Genomic DNA, 14,947 nt, shown 5'->3' on the forward strand with positions numbered 1-14,947 from the left:
CCGGGCCTCACGGCAATGGATGCTTGCGAAAATGCTCGACAATGCGTGCATGACGATCGCGTCCCGCTGCCACCAGCATCCCATGCGTCACCTCGCGGCGATTGTATTCAATCGTGTCCCCCGAGAGCGCAGTCATCCTACCATCCGCTTCCTGCACGATCAAATTCGCCGCGGCAAGATCCCAGTCGCGGCTTTGCCCGCCCGCAAACGCCGCGTCAAGACGACCTTGGGCTACCCGGCACAGCCGCAAGGCGAGCGATCCGATCCGCGGATGCAACTCGATTTCCTCACGGCCCGGACTGAGCCGCTGCACCAGCGGCTTGGGTCCCGCCATGCGCGGAAAACTGAGATCAGAACCTGTGGTTGCATGCACGGCGGTGTCGTTGAGGGTGGCGCCCTGGCCGCGCGCGGCAAAAAAGTATTCGCCGGTCGCCGGCGCATAGACCGCCGCGAGTATCGGCGAAGCGCGTTCAACCAGCGCCACACTGACGCACCAATCCTCGCGGCCGGCGAGATAGGCGCGGGTACCGTCGATCGGGTCGACGATCCAGGTCAGCCGCTTGCCAAGCCGCGCCGCATCGTCGGCGCTTTCCTCCGACAGCCAGCCGTAATCCGGCGTCGCCGAGCGCAGCCGCTGCTCCAGGAGGTCGTTGACCGCGATGTCGGCCTCGGAGACCGGCGAGGACGCACCCTTGATCCAGTTCTTCAGCTCGGTGCGGAACAGCGAGAAGGCGAGCCGGCCCGCCTCCTGCACCGTCCTGGTCAGCAATGCCGCGTCGCGCGCCCTGGTCCAGTCGTCCGTATCAGCGTCCGCCAAGCGTCAGGCCCTCGATGCGCAGCGTCGGTGCGTTGACGCTGTAGCGGAATTCCAGGTCGTTGGCCGCGACCAGCGACTTGAACATCGGCAGCAGATGGCCGGCGATGGTGACCTCGCTGACCGGATAGGTGATCTCGCCGTTCTCGATCCAGAAGCCGGACGCGCCGCGGCTGTAATCGCCGGTCACGCCGTTGACGCCGGAGCCGATCAGGTCGGTGACGTAAAAACCCTGCCTGATGTCGGATATCAGCTCTTTCGGCGTCAGCGCACCCGGCTCGAGATGCAGATTGTAGGATCCAGGCGACGGCGAGGACGACACGCCGCGATGCGCGTTGCCGGTGGTGACGAGGCCGAGCTCGCGCGCGGTCGCGGAGTCCAGAATCCAGCTGGTCAGCACACCGGCATCGATCAGCGCCTGCTTGCGCACCTTGACGCCCTCGGCATCGAAGGTCTGCGAGCGCAGGCCGCGCACCCGCAGCGGATCGTCGATGATCCTTATATCCTTGGAGAACAGCTGCTCGCCGAGCTTGTCCTTCAGGAACGAGGTCTTGCGCGCGATCGAGGCGCCGTTGATGGCGCCGACCAGATGGCCGATGATCGAGCCCGCGACCCGCGGATCGTACACCACGGGCACCTTGCAGGTCTCGACCTTGCGCGGATTGGCCCGCGCCACCGCGCGCTCGGCGGCCTTGCGGCCGACGGATGCGGGCGACTCGAGATCGGAGGCATGCAGCGCGCTGCTGAAATCATAGTCGCGCTCCATCGCGGTGCCTTCGCCCGAGATCGCGGTGGTCGAGATCGAATGGCTGGAGCGCAGATAGGAGCCGTGGAATCCGGTCGAGGTGACCAGCACCATGCCGCCGATTCCGGTCGAGGCCGACGCGCCGCCCGACTTGCTGACGCCCGCGACCGCGCGCGCCGCGGCCTCCGCCTCCATCGCGCGCCGCTCGAGCTCGGCGGTCGAGGGAACATTGCGGTCGAGCAGATCGAGGTCGGGGAAATCATGCGCATGCAGCGCCGGATCGGCGAGGCCGACATATTTGTCGTCGGGCGCAACGCGCGCCATCGCCACCGCGCGCTCGGCGAGCTTTGCGATGCCGTCGCCGCTGACATCATTGGTCGACACCACCGCCTGGCGCTGGCCGACAAACACGCGCAACCCGACGTCGTCACCTTCGGAACGTTCGGTTTCCTCGACGCGGCCGTCGCGCACCTCGACGCCCTGCGAGACGCCGCGCACCGCGACCGCATCGGCCGCATCGGCGCCGGCGCGGCGGGCGGCGTCGACCAGGCGCTGCGCGAGATCGCTGAGGGCGGATTGGTCGAACAGATCGGCAGATGGTGAAGGGTTCACGAACGATTTCCTGCGGATTGGACGGCGGGGCGGGACCAGGTCACGAACCCTCCAGATGTGCCGGATTCACAGGGATTTCAAGCGCTTTGCGGCGCCGGACAACAAAGATTTGAGCGGTCCGTGCAAGGCTTCGTCAATCATGCGAGCCAACCTCTTGTCAATCATGGCGGCGAGTCAGATCGGGTTAACCAGGCTTTTTAAGTCGAAACGGCCAGGCGTCGGCTAAGGTCTCACGCATCGACCGGGAACATAATCCCGGCGGGGAGACAAAGGCGTGAGGCGTCAAACACCAACAAGCGGAATCAATTCCGCCGGGTCGAGCCGTGCACTGCGGCTCGACCCTCTTTCTCTTCCGCTCTCCTTCCACGCCCAGGACGCGCGCGCGGATGGCGGGATGCGGCAGGTCGAACTGCATCGCGAACATGTCGTGCTGCGCCGCGCCGTTCTCGGCATGCGGATGGCGGTCAATGTCCGCGTCAGCGATTTCCTCGGCGTTGCGGTGCGCGGCATCGACGACGCGCAGATGCTGGTGCTGGTGCATCGCGATCCCTCGCTCTCGATTCCGCTCGGCACGAGTTCGGATGCCGACGAGATCGCCGCAGCCTGGCAGATGTGGAGCGAGATCTTTCAGCTGCCGCAACTGACCGAGCCGGCGCCGGCCGAAGCGGGCCCGCGCCGTCGCCGCCGTAACGCGATCCGCGCCCGCCGCCCCAAATTCCTGGTCCGCCGCCGCGCCGGCTTTCGCCTCAACGAAGCCAGCATCCATCGCGGCGAGCGCGAGATCATCGCGCGGGATTGAATCGCCGCTGTTGGTCCCGTCATCCCCGCGCAAAGGCTTCGCCTTTGTCGCCGGAGGTGCGAGCTCTTGCGAGCCTCGAAGGATCGACGGCCACCAGCCGGGCCGATTCATCCTTCGAGGCTCGCCGAAGAGGCTCGCACCTCAGGATGACGGGGATGGTTTGGTCGAGCGCTGCCTCGCGAGCCTCGGAATGACGAGAGTGATCACATCGCGCGCAGCACGGCGTCGACGACGAGGCCGGCGAACAGCAGCAGGCCGGCTTCGCGGTTGGACCAGAAGATGCGCAGGCAGAGCGCGCCATCCTTGATGTCGAGCCTCCTGATCTGCAAGGCGAGATGCAGCGCAAACGCGGCGAGGCCGAGCCAGGCGGGCCAGCCGGCGCCGGCGAGCGCGAGCGCCACGCCGATCAAGAGCACGGCGAGGCCATAGAGCACGGCCAGCGCCCGATGGGTGCGTTCGCCGAACAGCCGCGCGGTGGACTTGACGCCGATCAGCGCGTCGTCCTCGGCGTCCTGGTGGGCGTAGATGGTGTCGTAGCCGATCACCCAGGCGATCGACCCGGCGTAGAGCACGACCGCGGTAAGGTCGATCCGCCCGAAGGTCACCGCGAATCCCATCAGCGCGCCGTAGGAGAAGGCGAGGCCGAGCACGACCTGCGGCCACCAGGTGATGCGCTTCATGAACGGATAGACCGCGACGATCGCGAGCGAGGCGATGCCGGTGAGAATCGCAAAGCGGTTGAACTGCAAGAGCACGGCAAGACCGATCAGCGCCTGCAGCAGCATGAACACCAGCGCCTGCTTCACCGTCACCTGCCCGGCCGGGATCGGCCGCGACCGGGTGCGCTCGACCTTGTCGTCGAGATCGCGATCGGTGATGTCGTTCCAGGTGCAGCCGGCGCCGCGCATCACGAAGGCGCCGATGAAGAACAACAGCACCACCAACGGCAGCGGCCTGACATCGTGGGCGACGCCGGCGGCGAGCGCCGCCGACCACCAGCACGGCATCAGCAGCAGCCACGAGCCGATCGAGCGGTCGGCCCGCGCCAGCCGCAGATACGGCCGGGTCCAGACCGGCGCGTGCGTATCCACCCAGTTGCCTGTGGAGTCGGCAACGCGGGCGGTTACGTCACTCATGTGCCACGGGTCATCGCGTGAGAACGTTGCCGTTCAGCGTATCGAAGGTGCTGCCGCCCTTCTTGGTCGGCGTCGCCTCCGGCAACGAGGCGGACGAACCCAGCACGTCGCTCAGCGACGGACCGGCGGGGCCGCGCGACTGCGCCTGGGCCTGCTGCTCGGCGGCGCCGCAGACCCGCTTCAGCAGGCCTTCGGTGTTCTTGTGGCCGGCCTTCAGCTGATCGGCGATCTGCGGCGGGATTCCGCACTTCGCCGCGTTGGCCTCGACATACTTGATCATGTTGAGCTCGGCCTTGCCGTAATTGCCGATCAGCTTGCAGGCCTCGGCGGCGCTGGCATGCTTGTCGCTCGCGGTCTTGATCGCCTTGCCGCGCTTCTCGGCCTCCTCGCGCAGCGGAACGAAGTTCTTCATGCAGGCGTCGGACGGGCCACCTGCCCCGCCTCCGGGCGGAGGCGGCGCGGCAAACCCGCCGCCGCCGCCGGCGATCGGGGCGGCACCACCGCTCGGAAATGCTGCCGGCGAGGCACCCACCCTGGCCGCGGGCGCGCCATTGACCGGCGGGAACGCCGAGTCGGGCGGAGTGCTCGGCCGCAGTGCAGGCGCCCCGTTGACCGGCGGAAACGGCGAGTCGGATGCGGCCCGCTTTGCCGGCGCGCCGTTCACCGGCGGAAATGCCGGGTCGTTGACGGTGCCGGTCTGACCGGGCAGCGGCGCCGGAAAAGCGCCTTGCGCCGCGGCCTGTCCCACGGACAAGGCGGTCGCAGCAACGGTCAGCACGATCAGGCGGCGGATCATCGAGGGTGGTTCTCCGGCAAAGGTCCAGGCAACCCCAGCGCAACAAAACAAAGCGACGAATTGAGGGGTGTATTTACGATTCCTGCGCCGCCTTAACAACCCGTGGATTTGGGCGACAGCGCGGCGTTGGGCCACACCGGCCACATTAAATTGTTCCCCGATTCTAAGCCTTTAGGCTACGAACGGCGGTAAAATGGACGATCAAATATGCCTGAACTGGATTTTCGCAGCCCGCGGCTGTTCGTCGACGCACCCTTGAGCGCCGGCGCGACGGTCGAGCTCGACCGCAACCAGAGCAACTATCTCGGCAACGTGCTGCGGCTCGCGGCCGGCGACACCGTGCTGGCGTTCAATGGCCGCGACGGCGAATGGCGGGCGGAGATTTCCGGCCGCAAGCGGGCCGACACGCTTGCGATCACCACGCAAACCCGCGCGCAGGATCGCCTCCCCGACATCACCTACGCCTTCGCGCCGCTGAAGCATGCCCGGCTCGACTACATGGTGCAGAAAGCGGTCGAGATGGGCGCGGCAAAGCTGGTGCCGGTGCTGACGCGCTTCACCCAGGTGTCGCGGGTCAATGGCGAGCGGATGCGCGCCAACGTGATCGAGGCGGCCGAGCAGTGCGGCATCATCTCGCTCGCCGAGGTCGCCGATCCCGTTTCGCTCGACAAGTTCCTCACCGGCCGCGCGCCGTCTCGACTTTTGGTGTTCTGCGACGAGGCCGCCGAGGTCGCGAGCCCGGTGCAGGCGCTGCAGACGGCAGCGGCGAGTGGCGGCATCGATGTCCTGATCGGCCCCGAAGGCGGCTTTGCCGAGGAGGAACGCGCGCTGCTGCTGCGGCAGCCGAGCATTCTCCGCCTCGCGCTCGGCCCACGCATTTTGCGGGCGGATACCGCCGCGGTGGCGGCGCTGGCACTGGTGCAGGCCGCGCTCGGAGATTGGCGGGGCGCGTAGCTCAGCACTCCATCCCCGTCATCCGGAGGTGCGAGCCCTTGCGAGCCTCGAAGGATGAATCGGCCACCATCCGGGCCGTGCATCCTTCGAGGCTCGCAAGGGCTCGCACCTCCAGCGACAAAGGCGGAGCCTTTGCGCGGGGATGACGGGAAACAAGGGGCGACCCCACCCCTAGCCAAGCTGTCGTAAAATCGTTAACGCACGCAATCATTAAGCCATCTGGCCGATCGCTATCGAAAGCCTGCTTCGGCCGTGGTAGAGCCTGCGCCAATCGACCCTGGAACCGGCGGCGGAACCCGAATTCCGCGCCTTTTGGACCTTGCTGGACTTTTGAGATGACCGACGCTGCTGCCACTCGATCCGCCGCCGGATCCGCCTCCGGGTGGGCGGATGCGTTGCTGGCCTCGTTCGCGCAGGCCGGCTACCTCAGGTCCGAGCCGGCGATCCTGCAGCCGGCCGAGCCGTTCCTCGACCTGTCCGGCGAGGACATCCGCAAGAGCCTGTACCTGACGACGGATCCGACTGGCGAGGAACTCTGCCTGCGCCCCGACCTGACGATCCCGGTGGCGCGCGACTATCTCGCCTCGCCGCGCGCCGGCCAGCCGGCGGGCTTCAGCTATCTCGGCCCGGTGTTCCGCTATCGCGGCGGCCAGCCGAGCCAGTTTTTGCAGGCCGGCATCGAATCCTTCGGACGGCAGGACCGCGCCGCGGCCGATGCCGAGATGCTGGCGCTGGCGCTGGAGGCGACCACCGCGTTCAGCGTCAGCGATGTCGAGATCCGCACCGGCGACGTCGCGCTGTTCAACGCCCTGATCGACGCGCTCGGGCTCTATCCGGTGTGGCGGCGCCGCCTGATCAAGGATTTCAACCGCAAGGTCTCGCTGACCGACGATATCGAGCGGCTGACGCTTGCGACCGCGCCCGGCCGCAACGAATATGAGGGCGTGCTCGCCGCGCTGGCCGGCTCCGACCGCAAGGCAGCGCTGGCGCTGGTCACCGACCTGATGTCGATCGCCGGCACGACCAATGTCGGCGGCCGCACGGTGGCCGAGATCGCCGACCGCTTCCTCGAACAGTCGACGCTGAAGGCAGGCGCCTTGCCGCGCGATGCGGTCAACATCATCAAGCGCTTCCTGTCGATATCAGGCGATCCGGACGATGCAGTGGCGCAGCTGCGCGCACTGGCCGATGACGCCAAGCTCGATCTCTCGGCGGCGATCGACCAGTTCGAGAGCCGGGTCGGCTTCATGGCCGCGCGCGGCATCGACACCGGCACCACCCGCTTCGCGACCGCGTTCGGCCGCGGCCTCGACTACTACACCGGCTTCGAATTCGAGCTGCACGCCAAAGGCAATGGCGCCGAGCCGCTGGTCGCCGGCGGCCGCTATGACGGGCTGATGACGCAGCTCGGCGCGACGAGCCCGATTCCCGCCGTCGGCTTCTCGGTCTGGATCGAGGCGCTGACCCGGCACGGCAAGGCGACCTCGCGGGGAGGCGCCGCATGAGCACCCCGTTCGTCGTCGCCGTCCCGTCGAAGGGACGCCTGCAGGAAAACGCGGAAAGCTTCTTCGCCCGGGCCGGGCTGACGCTGTCGAAGGCCGGCGGCGTGCGCGACTATCGCGGCATCATCGCCGGCGTCGACAATGTCGAGATCGCCTACCTCTCGGCGAGCGAGATCGCGGCCAATCTGGCGCGCGGCGCAGTGCATCTCGGCGTCACCGGCGAGGACCTGGTGCGCGAGAGCATTCCGGATGCCGACAAGCGCGTGCTGATGATCGACGGCCTCGGCTTCGGCCACGCCAATGTCGTGGTCGCGGTGCCGCAGGCCTGGATCGATGTTCGCACCATGGCCGACCTCGACGACGTCGCCAGCGGCTTCCGCGAGCAGCACAATCACCGCATGCGGGTCGCGACCAAATACATCAATTTGACCCGCAGCTTCTTCGCGCGCCACGGCGTCGGCGACTACCGCATCGTCGAGAGCGCCGGCGCCACCGAGGGCGCGCCGGCGGCCGGCACCGCCGAATTGATCGTCGACATCACCACGACCGGGGCGACACTCGCCGCCAACGGGCTGAAGGTGCTCGACGACGGCGTGATGCTGCGCAGCCAGGCCAATCTCGTCGCGTCGCGCGATGCCGACTGGTCGACCAGCCACCGCGAGACCGCGCGCGTCATCCTCGACCACATCGCGGCGCGGGCGCGGGCCAGCAAGTACCGCGAGGTCCGTACCCGCTTTGCCGGCTGCAACGACGCGCTGCTGGCGGAGGCGCATCAGCGCTTTGGCGTGGTCGCCCCGTTCGGCGGGCCGACCTCGTCCGGCATGCTTACGCTGCACTGCCCACCGGGCAAGCTGTACGCGCTCGGCAGCTTCCTGCGCGACCACGGCGCCGATACGGTGTCGGTGGTGTCGCTCGACTACGTGTTCGACCGCGAGAACCCGCTGTTCGCCAGGCTCGAGGCGTTCCTGCGACAATGAGGCCGCAGGTTCGTTCATCTTGGCGACAGCCGGCCGACGGTACCATATTGTCTTGATGTGTTTCTGGAACCCGATCGATGACGCTGGGCTCTGACGTTTCCAGCCTGACCACAACCACGAGGACCGCCGCCGCGCAGGGCCTGTCCATCGTCGTGCCCGTCTACAACGAGGGCGCCGGGCTGTCGGCGCTGCACGAGCGGCTCATCGGGCTCGCCAAGACGCTGCAGGCCCGCTACGGCCTCGCCTGCGAGGTGGTCTATGTCGACGACGGCAGCGCCGACAACACGCTCGCGGTCGCGCGCGGCCTGCCCGCCGACACGCTCGACGTCCAGGTGGTGTCGCTGTCGCGCAATTTCGGCAAGGAGGCGGCGCTGATGGCCGGCCTCGACCATGCCCGCCGCGGCGCCGTGCTGTTCATGGACGGCGACGGCCAGCATCCGCCGACGCTGGTGGAGCGGCTGGTGGCGCACTGGATCGATGACGGTTACGACGTGGTCTATACCGCGAAGGCCAACCGCGACAATGAATCGGCGGCGCGGCGGCTTGCGGTGCGCAGCTTCTATGCGCTGATCAACTGGGGCGCGCGGCAAAAGATTCCGGAGGATGCCGGCGACTTCCGCCTGCTGTCGCCGCGCGCTGCCGCCGCCCTGCGGCAGCTGCCGGAGCGCAACCGCTTCTTCAAGGGGCTGGCAAGCTGGATCGGCTTCAAGCAGATCCGCGTCGACTACGAGCCGGCGCCGCGCGCACATGGCGTCACCACCTTCAACGCCGGACGGCTGATCGGCCTGTCGATCGAGGGCCTGACCTCGTTCTCGGTGGCGCCGCTGCGCTTCGCCAGCCTGCTCGGCGTGCTGCTCGCCGGCGTCGCCTTCCTGTTCGGCCTTTCGATTCTCTGGGAAGTCTGGACCACCGGCAAGCAGGTCCCCGGCTATCCGTCGCTGGTGGTCGGCCTGATGACGATCGGCGGCGTGCAGCTGATCATGATCGGCATCGTCGGCGAATATATCGGCAAGATCCTGTCCGAGCTGAAGGCGCGGCCGATCTACTTCGTCGCCGAGCACACCGAGAAACACGCCGACGGCGGCGCGGCGCAAAGCGCCAGCGAGCGGACCGCCGCCGAATGAATGACACCGCGCCGCGCCGGATCTGGCTGTGTGCCGACGACTACGGACTGAGCGACGGCGTCAACCGCGCCATTCTCGATTTGATCGAGCGCGGCCGCCTCAACGCGACCTCCGTCATGATGGTGACGCCGGCGATCGGCCGTGACGCAGCGGCTGCGCTGCAGGCTGCGGTGGCGAAAAACCCGCGCTGCGCGATCGGCCTGCATGTGACGCTGACCGCGCCGTTCCGGCCGCTGACGCTGCATTTCCGCCCGCTCGACGGCGACATGTTTCTGCCGTTCCAAAAGCTGCTGCGCGCGGGGATGCTGCGGCGGCTCGACGCCGAGCTGGTGCATGCCGAGGTGCTGGCGCAGCTCGATGCGTTTCGCGAGCTATTCGGCCGCGTGCCGGATTATGTCGACGGCCACCAGCACGCGCAGCTGTTCCCGCAGGTGCGCGACGGCTTTTTGCGCGCGGTGAAGCAGCGCGCGCCGGAGGCGTGGGTGCGCCAGGGCGGGCTCAACCTGCCGCTCACGCAGCGCATCACCGGATTGAAGACGCTGGTGCTCGACGTGCTTAGCACGCAATTCCGCAGCAAGGCGGCGCGGCTCGGCCTGCGCTTCAACCCGACCTTCGCCGGCGCCTATGACTTCACCACCGAGCCCGATTTCGGACCGCTGATGGCCCAGTTCCTCAATGGCCTGCCGGAGGGGGGTCTGGTGATGTGCCACCCCGGCTTCGTCGACGAGACGCTTCGGAGTCTCGATCCGCTGACCACCCAGCGGGAGAAGGAACATGGCTATCTGGCGAGCGACGATTTCCCCGCTTTGCTCGCCCTGAACAATGTTACACTGGGCTGAATTGGTTCAAATAAATCGTCCGGTCGTTTTGTCGCATAGATAAAATTTAATCCGGCCGCCCACTCCTTGCGCCACAAAGCCGGCCCTACATCCCGAACGCGCCGATTCGTTTCGACGCGAAGGAGAACGCCATGAATCCGCAAGAACGCCAACTGATCGACGATCTCTTCGACCGGCTCGCCAAGCTGGAGAATGCCCCGCGCGACAACGAGGCTATGTCCGCGATCATGCAAGGCCTGCGCAGTGCGCCGAATGCGGTTTACGCGCTGGTGCAGACGGCGCTGGTGCAGGACGAGGCGCTCAAGCGCGCGCACGACCGCATCCAGGAGCTGGAGGCCGCAGTCGCCCAGCAGCAGGGCGGGCAGCAGCAGTCCGGCGGTTTCCTCGATTCGATGCGCGACGCGATCTTCGGCCAGTCACAGGGACAGCCGCACGGTTCGGTGCCACCGGTGCGCGCCCCGGACATGGGCCGTGATCAGGGCGGCCGCCCGGTCTGGAACTCGGGCCAGGCGATGCAGCAGGCCGGCGGCTATGGCCAGCCGCCGCAGCCGTACGGCCAACCCCCTCAGCCCTACGGCCAGCAATATGGCGCTCCGCAGCAGCCGGCGTTCGGCGGCGGTGGCGGCTCGTTCCTCGGCACGGCGGCGGCAGCTGCGGCGGGTGTGGTCGGCGGCTCGATGCTGATGAGCAGCATCCGCGGCCTGATGGGCGGCGGCAACCACCAGGCGTTCTCCGACGCCGGCGGGCTCGGTGGCGGTTCGCGCCCGTGGGGCGGCGACCAGTCATCGAGCGATCTCGCGCGTGACGCCGGCATCAGCGACATCGGCTCGTCCGGCCGCGGCAATGATTCAGGTTCGCGTGCCGGCCTGTTCGACCAGGCGTCGAACGACCGCAACAACGATGACAACCGCAACGACGATTACAACAACAACGACCACGATTCCGACGACTTCGACAATGACGACGACGGCGGGTTCGATGGCGGCGGCAACGACAGCGATTACGCGTAAGGCGCAGATCGCGTAAAACGACAACGGCCGCTCGATGAGAGCGGCCGTTTTTGTTTGACCCGTAGCCCGGATGAAGCGAAGCGCAATCCGGGAAAGCCTATCCGCGGTGAGACTGCTCCCGGATTTCGCTGCGCTCCATCCGGGCTACAAATTTCACATCACCACGACCTTGGCGCCGACATTGACGCGGCCGTAGAGGTCGATGACGTCCTCGTTGCGCATCCGGATGCAGCCGGAGGAGACGTTGGTGCCGATGGTCCAGGGCTCGTTGGAGCCGTGGATGCGGTAGAGCGAGGATCCCAAATACATCGCGCGGGCGCCGAGCGGATTTTCCGGACCGCCCTCCATATGCCGCGGCAGATCGGGACGGCGCGCCAGCATTTCCGGCGGCGGGGTCCAGGCCGGCCATTCCTTCTTGGCCGAGATCGTCTTGGTGCCAGCCCAGGTGAAGCCGGGCCGGCCGACGCCGATGCCGTAGCGCAGCGCGCGGCCGTCGCCCTGCACCAGATAGAGGAACTTGTTCGGCGTATCGACCACGATGGTGCCGGCGCCTTCCTTGCCGTGATACTCGACGGTCTGCTTTTCATATCTCGGATCGAACGGGCGCTCGCGCGGATCGACCGCCGCCTCTTCCTGCTGGCGCAGCATCTGCTGCTGTGGATCCATCGGCGGCAGCGACTGCCGGCCGTAATAGCCTGGCTGTTGCTGATACACCGGCTGCTGCGGCGCGTAGCCCTGCGACGACGGCGCGTCGCCGAACAGGAATTCGATGAGGCCGCCGCCCATGTTGCTGGAGCGTTGCGGCTGCACATAGGCCGTGCGCATCTGCGGCTGCGGCGCGTAGAGCACGGTGGGCTCGGAGAGCGGCGCCGCATCGATCGCCATGGCGTGATGCGGAGCGGCAATAAGCGAAGACGCGCCGGCAAGCAGCGCAAGCGTGGTTTTCCTGAACATCGACGTACTCTGTACTGTTTCGTCGTGACCTGTTTCGCGACGGCGCTGAGACCCTGCGCCGCTGCACGTGGTCAATAAGCAGTGAAAACCGCATCGGTTTGGTAAACAGAAGCCGCGTTTCGATTCACCATCCCGCCAAGCGCACGCGGTTTTGCCGGACAGCGTTTATTTTGAATAAATGTCGAGACAACATGGTTAACCGCGGGTGTTCGCCGCGCGTCACGCTGTGCGCGCAATCTGTTCCCGCGTGAACCTCACGTTAAATCGCCTCTGTCTAGAACGGGCGGATTAAAGGGGTGGGAATGTAATCATGTCAGTCAAGCGCAAGCGTTTTCGTGTCGAGCAGGCGATCATGGGCGATGTGGCGATGCCGGAGCCGGAAGCCACGGGCGGCGTCGACCTCGGGCCGATGCACCGCGAGATCATGGCCGAGCTGCGCTCGATCCGCGCCCAGATGGCCGCCGCGCCGGCCCAGGGCGCCGTCGCCGTCACCGAGAGCGCCGGCGCCATCGTGGCGCGCGAGGTCGCCGAGATGCATGCGATGCTCGACACCTACCGCGCCCAGGTCGAGCAGTGCGAGAAGCTCAAGGTCGAGCTCGATTTGATCCACGACGCGATCAGCCGCACCAAGCGCGAGATTGCCGTGCTGCACGGCAAGAGCTTTAACGGCGAGGAGATGGCCAAGGTCAATGGCGAGCTCGGCGCCGTGGTCGGCGGCACCGAACAGGCCACCCAGCAGATCCTCGAGGCGGCGGAAGCGATCGACCAGGCCGCGTCCGCGCTGTCGAACAACGTCACGCCGGATCAGCAGAAGCGGCTCAGCGAGGACATCCAGGAGCGCGTGGTCTCGATCTTCGAAGCCTGCAACTTCCAGGACCTCACCGGCCAGCGCATCAACAAGGTGATGCAGACGATGAAATTCATCGAGCAGCACATCAACGAGATGATGGAGATCTGGGGCGGCGTCGACGCCATCAAGGCGCACACCCCGCCGATCGTCGACACCCGCGAGGGCGACGCCCGCCTGCTCAACGGCCCGAAGCTCGACGGCGACGCCGGCCATGCCTCGCAGGACGACATCGACGCGATGTTCAATTGAGGTCTTGCAGAGAGACGCAAAACGCCGGCCCTCGGGCCGGCGTTTTTGTTTGTGCGCGATAGTCTATCCACCCGTCATTGCGAGCGAAGCGACGCAATCCATAGCGGCGCTGCGGAAGTATGGATTGCTTCGCTCCGCTCGCAATGACGGCCCCTTCCCTTCTCCCCTTGTGGGAGAAGGTGGCGCGAAGCGCCGGATGAGGGGTATCTCTCCGCGGACTCAGAATTGAGAGGGGACTCGTGGAGAGATACCCCTCACCCGGATTGCATCTGCGATGCAATCCGACCTCTCCCACAAGGGGAGAGGTGCACTACCGATGCCGCACTAGTGAATGGAGGAGCTACTCCCCGCCGCTTACGCCCTTGGCGCGCAGCGGACGTAGACCATGTTGCCGTAGCGGACGCCGGCGTCCTTGTCGACGAAGCGGGTGATCAGGACGCGGCCGTCGAACGAGACGATCTCGCGGTCCTGCTCGCCGGGCGTCGGGCCGGGCGGGCCGATATAGTTCTTGCCGCTCGGCGAGCCCTTCAGCCGCAGTTCCTGCGGGGTGGCCTGATCGGCCAGGTGCATGATGACGCCGCCGGACTGGCCGGCGCCGATCACGTAGGGCTGCTTGCACTGGTCGCGCGCGGCCTTTTCGGTGCGCGGACGATCGGCCGGATTCTGGAATGAGGCGAGGCCCCAGCGGCCGACGATCTCGTCGGCGCGGATCGTCGCGGGCATCTCCGGGGCCACGCCCGGCTCCGTCGGCGGCGGCTCGTTCGACGAGAACGACGGCAGGCTCATGCTGCTGCACGCCCCCAGGAATAGCGTCAGCGCCGGAATGGCCGCGAACCGTGCGACCAATCGCGCGTTGAATGACCTGATCATCTGCATCCCCCGAACTTGATCCCGGCCGCACCCGTCCTGCAGCCAAGCGTAAAACGTAAAGCGGAGCAATGACGTCCCGGCAAAGTGACAGCATCGCTACGAATTGGTTTCCGGTCCACCATCCTATATTGGCCTCAAGAAGGCCTTAACCCCATTGCTTGACAGAAACCGCGCCAAGCCATATTCCCGGCGCGCTATTAGCACTCTCGCACCGCGATTGCTAAGGACGTCGGCGTTCCCGCACCGGCGCCGACCCGGACCGGCATTCAGCGCCGGTCGCGATGAACCGGACCTGAAACCGAGCCTCCAAGAGGACCTCAACAGAGGAAACGCCATGGCTAAATCCACCTTCCGCCCGCTGCATGACCGCGTCGTGGTCAAGCGTATCGATGCCGAGGAGAAGTCCAAGGGCGGCATCATCATTCCGGACACCGCCAAGGAAAAGCCCTCCCAGGGTGAAATCGTCGCTGTCGGCCCGGGTGGCCGCGACGAGGCCGGCAAGCTGATCCCGATCGATCTCAAGGTCGGCGACCGCGTGCTGTTTGGCAAATGGTCGGGCACCGAGGTCAAGCTCGACGGCCAGGAACTCCTGATCATGAAGGAGTCCGACATCATGGGCGTGCTGGCGTAAGCGCGCCCTCTCCCACAATTCGTGCCGTCATGCCCGGGCGTAAGCGCGAAGCGCGTCTTCAAGCCGACGACCCGGGCATCCATCA

At 66.7% G+C, this 14,947-nt stretch carries 15 protein-coding genes; 9 read left to right on the forward strand and 6 right to left on the reverse strand.

Features of this window, described 5'->3' with window-relative positions; genetic code table 11:
- Window positions 1-7: 7 nt before the first annotated feature.
- A complete protein-coding gene (locus tag CI41S_RS34385; protein ID WP_139863439.1) occupies window positions 8-817 on the reverse strand; it encodes a 3'(2'),5'-bisphosphate nucleotidase CysQ in 810 nt (269 codons plus the stop codon).
- On the reverse strand, window positions 804-2,171 hold the full coding sequence (locus tag CI41S_RS34390; protein WP_172628295.1) for a TldD/PmbA family protein: 1,368 nt from the start codon (window positions 2,169-2,171) through the stop codon (window positions 804-806). Before CI41S_RS34390 ends, CI41S_RS34385 begins: the two co-directional genes overlap by 14 nt.
- 274 nt (window positions 2,172-2,445) lie before the next feature.
- On the opposite strand from CI41S_RS34390, the gene CI41S_RS34395 reads away from it, so the two are divergent.
- Window positions 2,446-2,970 carry a DUF6101 family protein gene (locus CI41S_RS34395; RefSeq protein ID WP_139863441.1) on the forward strand — a complete coding sequence of 175 codons (525 nt, stop codon included), beginning with the start codon at window positions 2,446-2,448 and terminating at the stop codon, window positions 2,968-2,970.
- Window positions 2,971-3,173: 203 nt separating this feature from the next.
- Here the strand turns inward: CI41S_RS34395 and ubiA are convergent, their stop codons facing one another.
- Together ubiA and CI41S_RS34405 are read right to left on the reverse strand one after the other, a co-directional pair.
- Window positions 3,174-4,106: a 4-hydroxybenzoate octaprenyltransferase gene (ubiA, locus tag CI41S_RS34400; RefSeq protein WP_139480651.1), complete on the reverse strand. Its 933-nt coding sequence runs from the start codon at window positions 4,104-4,106 to the stop codon at window positions 3,174-3,176.
- Window positions 4,107-4,116: 10 nt separating this feature from the next.
- Window positions 4,117-4,902, reverse strand: a complete 786-nt coding sequence (locus tag CI41S_RS34405; protein WP_139863442.1) for a hypothetical protein — start codon at window positions 4,900-4,902, stop codon at window positions 4,117-4,119.
- Window positions 4,903-5,109: 207 nt separating this feature from the next.
- On the opposite strand from CI41S_RS34405, the gene CI41S_RS34410 reads away from it, so the two are divergent.
- The 6 genes from CI41S_RS34410 to CI41S_RS34435 all read left to right on the forward strand — a co-directional run bounded on the left by CI41S_RS34410 (window position 5,110) and on the right by CI41S_RS34435 (window position 11,308).
- On the forward strand, window positions 5,110-5,856 hold the full coding sequence (locus CI41S_RS34410; protein WP_139863443.1) for a 16S rRNA (uracil(1498)-N(3))-methyltransferase: 747 nt from the start codon (window positions 5,110-5,112) through the stop codon (window positions 5,854-5,856).
- Window positions 5,857-6,191: 335 nt separating this feature from the next.
- Window positions 6,192-7,361: an ATP phosphoribosyltransferase regulatory subunit gene (locus CI41S_RS34415; protein ID WP_139863444.1), complete on the forward strand. Its 1,170-nt coding sequence runs from the start codon at window positions 6,192-6,194 to the stop codon at window positions 7,359-7,361.
- Window positions 7,358-8,335, forward strand: a complete 978-nt coding sequence (gene hisG, locus CI41S_RS34420) for an ATP phosphoribosyltransferase (RefSeq protein WP_139863445.1) — start codon at window positions 7,358-7,360, stop codon at window positions 8,333-8,335. Before CI41S_RS34415 ends, hisG begins: the two co-directional genes overlap by 4 nt.
- 77 nt (window positions 8,336-8,412) lie before the next feature.
- Entirely contained in the window at window positions 8,413-9,459 is a 1,047-nt protein-coding gene (locus CI41S_RS34425; protein WP_139863446.1) for a glycosyltransferase family 2 protein, read from the forward strand.
- Entirely contained in the window at window positions 9,456-10,298 is an 843-nt protein-coding gene (locus CI41S_RS34430; protein ID WP_139863447.1) for a ChbG/HpnK family deacetylase, read from the forward strand. Before CI41S_RS34425 ends, CI41S_RS34430 begins: the two co-directional genes overlap by 4 nt.
- Window positions 10,299-10,429: 131 nt before the next feature.
- The gene (locus CI41S_RS34435; RefSeq protein WP_139863448.1) at window positions 10,430-11,308 is read left to right on the forward strand and encodes a DUF2076 domain-containing protein; all 879 of its coding nucleotides are present in this window, start codon (window positions 10,430-10,432) and stop codon (window positions 11,306-11,308) included.
- Between the two features lie 153 nt (window positions 11,309-11,461).
- On the opposite strand, the gene CI41S_RS34440 is transcribed toward CI41S_RS34435, so the two are convergent.
- Complete coding sequence (locus tag CI41S_RS34440; protein WP_139480659.1) at window positions 11,462-12,262, reverse strand: L,D-transpeptidase; 801 nt, start codon at window positions 12,260-12,262, stop codon at window positions 11,462-11,464.
- Window positions 12,263-12,572: 310 nt separating this feature from the next.
- Between CI41S_RS34440 and CI41S_RS34445 the strand changes: the two genes are divergently transcribed.
- Complete coding sequence (locus tag CI41S_RS34445) at window positions 12,573-13,361, forward strand: protein phosphatase CheZ (protein ID WP_139480660.1); 789 nt, start codon at window positions 12,573-12,575, stop codon at window positions 13,359-13,361.
- Window positions 13,362-13,715: 354 nt separating this feature from the next.
- Here CI41S_RS34445 and CI41S_RS34450 read toward each other — a convergent pair whose 3' ends face one another.
- Window positions 13,716-14,231, reverse strand: coding sequence for a hypothetical protein (locus tag CI41S_RS34450; protein WP_172628296.1), 516 nt, complete (start codon window positions 14,229-14,231; stop codon window positions 13,716-13,718).
- A gap of 334 nt (window positions 14,232-14,565) precedes the next feature.
- Here CI41S_RS34450 and CI41S_RS34455 point away from each other — a divergent pair, with 334 nt between their 5' ends.
- Entirely contained in the window at window positions 14,566-14,862 is a 297-nt protein-coding gene (locus CI41S_RS34455) for a co-chaperone GroES (RefSeq protein ID WP_139480663.1), read from the forward strand.
- Window positions 14,863-14,947 lie beyond the last annotated feature (85 nt).

It is taken from the genome of Bradyrhizobium ivorense (genome assembly GCF_900696085.1).
In the GTDB taxonomy this organism is placed as follows: Bacteria; Pseudomonadota; Alphaproteobacteria; order Rhizobiales; family Xanthobacteraceae; genus Bradyrhizobium; species Bradyrhizobium ivorense.

Coding starts and splice junctions, on each gene's coding strand:
- ubiA (WP_139480651.1), bottom strand. CDS start 4,106: ATGAGTGACGTAACCGCCCGCGTTGCCGACTCCACAGGCAACTGGGTG.
- CI41S_RS34405 (WP_139863442.1), bottom strand. CDS start 4,902: ATGATCCGCCGCCTGATCGTGCTGACCGTTGCTGCGACCGCCTTGTCC.
- CI41S_RS34410 (WP_139863443.1), top strand. CDS start 5,110: ATGCCTGAACTGGATTTTCGCAGCCCGCGGCTGTTCGTCGACGCACCC.
- CI41S_RS34415 (WP_139863444.1), top strand. CDS start 6,192: ATGACCGACGCTGCTGCCACTCGATCCGCCGCCGGATCCGCCTCCGGG.
- hisG (WP_139863445.1), top strand. CDS start 7,358: ATGAGCACCCCGTTCGTCGTCGCCGTCCCGTCGAAGGGACGCCTGCAG.
- CI41S_RS34425 (WP_139863446.1), top strand. CDS start 8,413: ATGACGCTGGGCTCTGACGTTTCCAGCCTGACCACAACCACGAGGACC.
- CI41S_RS34430 (WP_139863447.1), top strand. CDS start 9,456: ATGAATGACACCGCGCCGCGCCGGATCTGGCTGTGTGCCGACGACTAC.
- CI41S_RS34435 (WP_139863448.1), top strand. CDS start 10,430: ATGAATCCGCAAGAACGCCAACTGATCGACGATCTCTTCGACCGGCTC.
- CI41S_RS34440 (WP_139480659.1), bottom strand. CDS start 12,262: ATGTTCAGGAAAACCACGCTTGCGCTGCTTGCCGGCGCGTCTTCGCTT.
- CI41S_RS34445 (WP_139480660.1), top strand. CDS start 12,573: ATGTCAGTCAAGCGCAAGCGTTTTCGTGTCGAGCAGGCGATCATGGGC.
- CI41S_RS34450 (WP_172628296.1), bottom strand. CDS start 14,231: ATGATCAGGTCATTCAACGCGCGATTGGTCGCACGGTTCGCGGCCATT.
- CI41S_RS34455 (WP_139480663.1), top strand. CDS start 14,566: ATGGCTAAATCCACCTTCCGCCCGCTGCATGACCGCGTCGTGGTCAAG.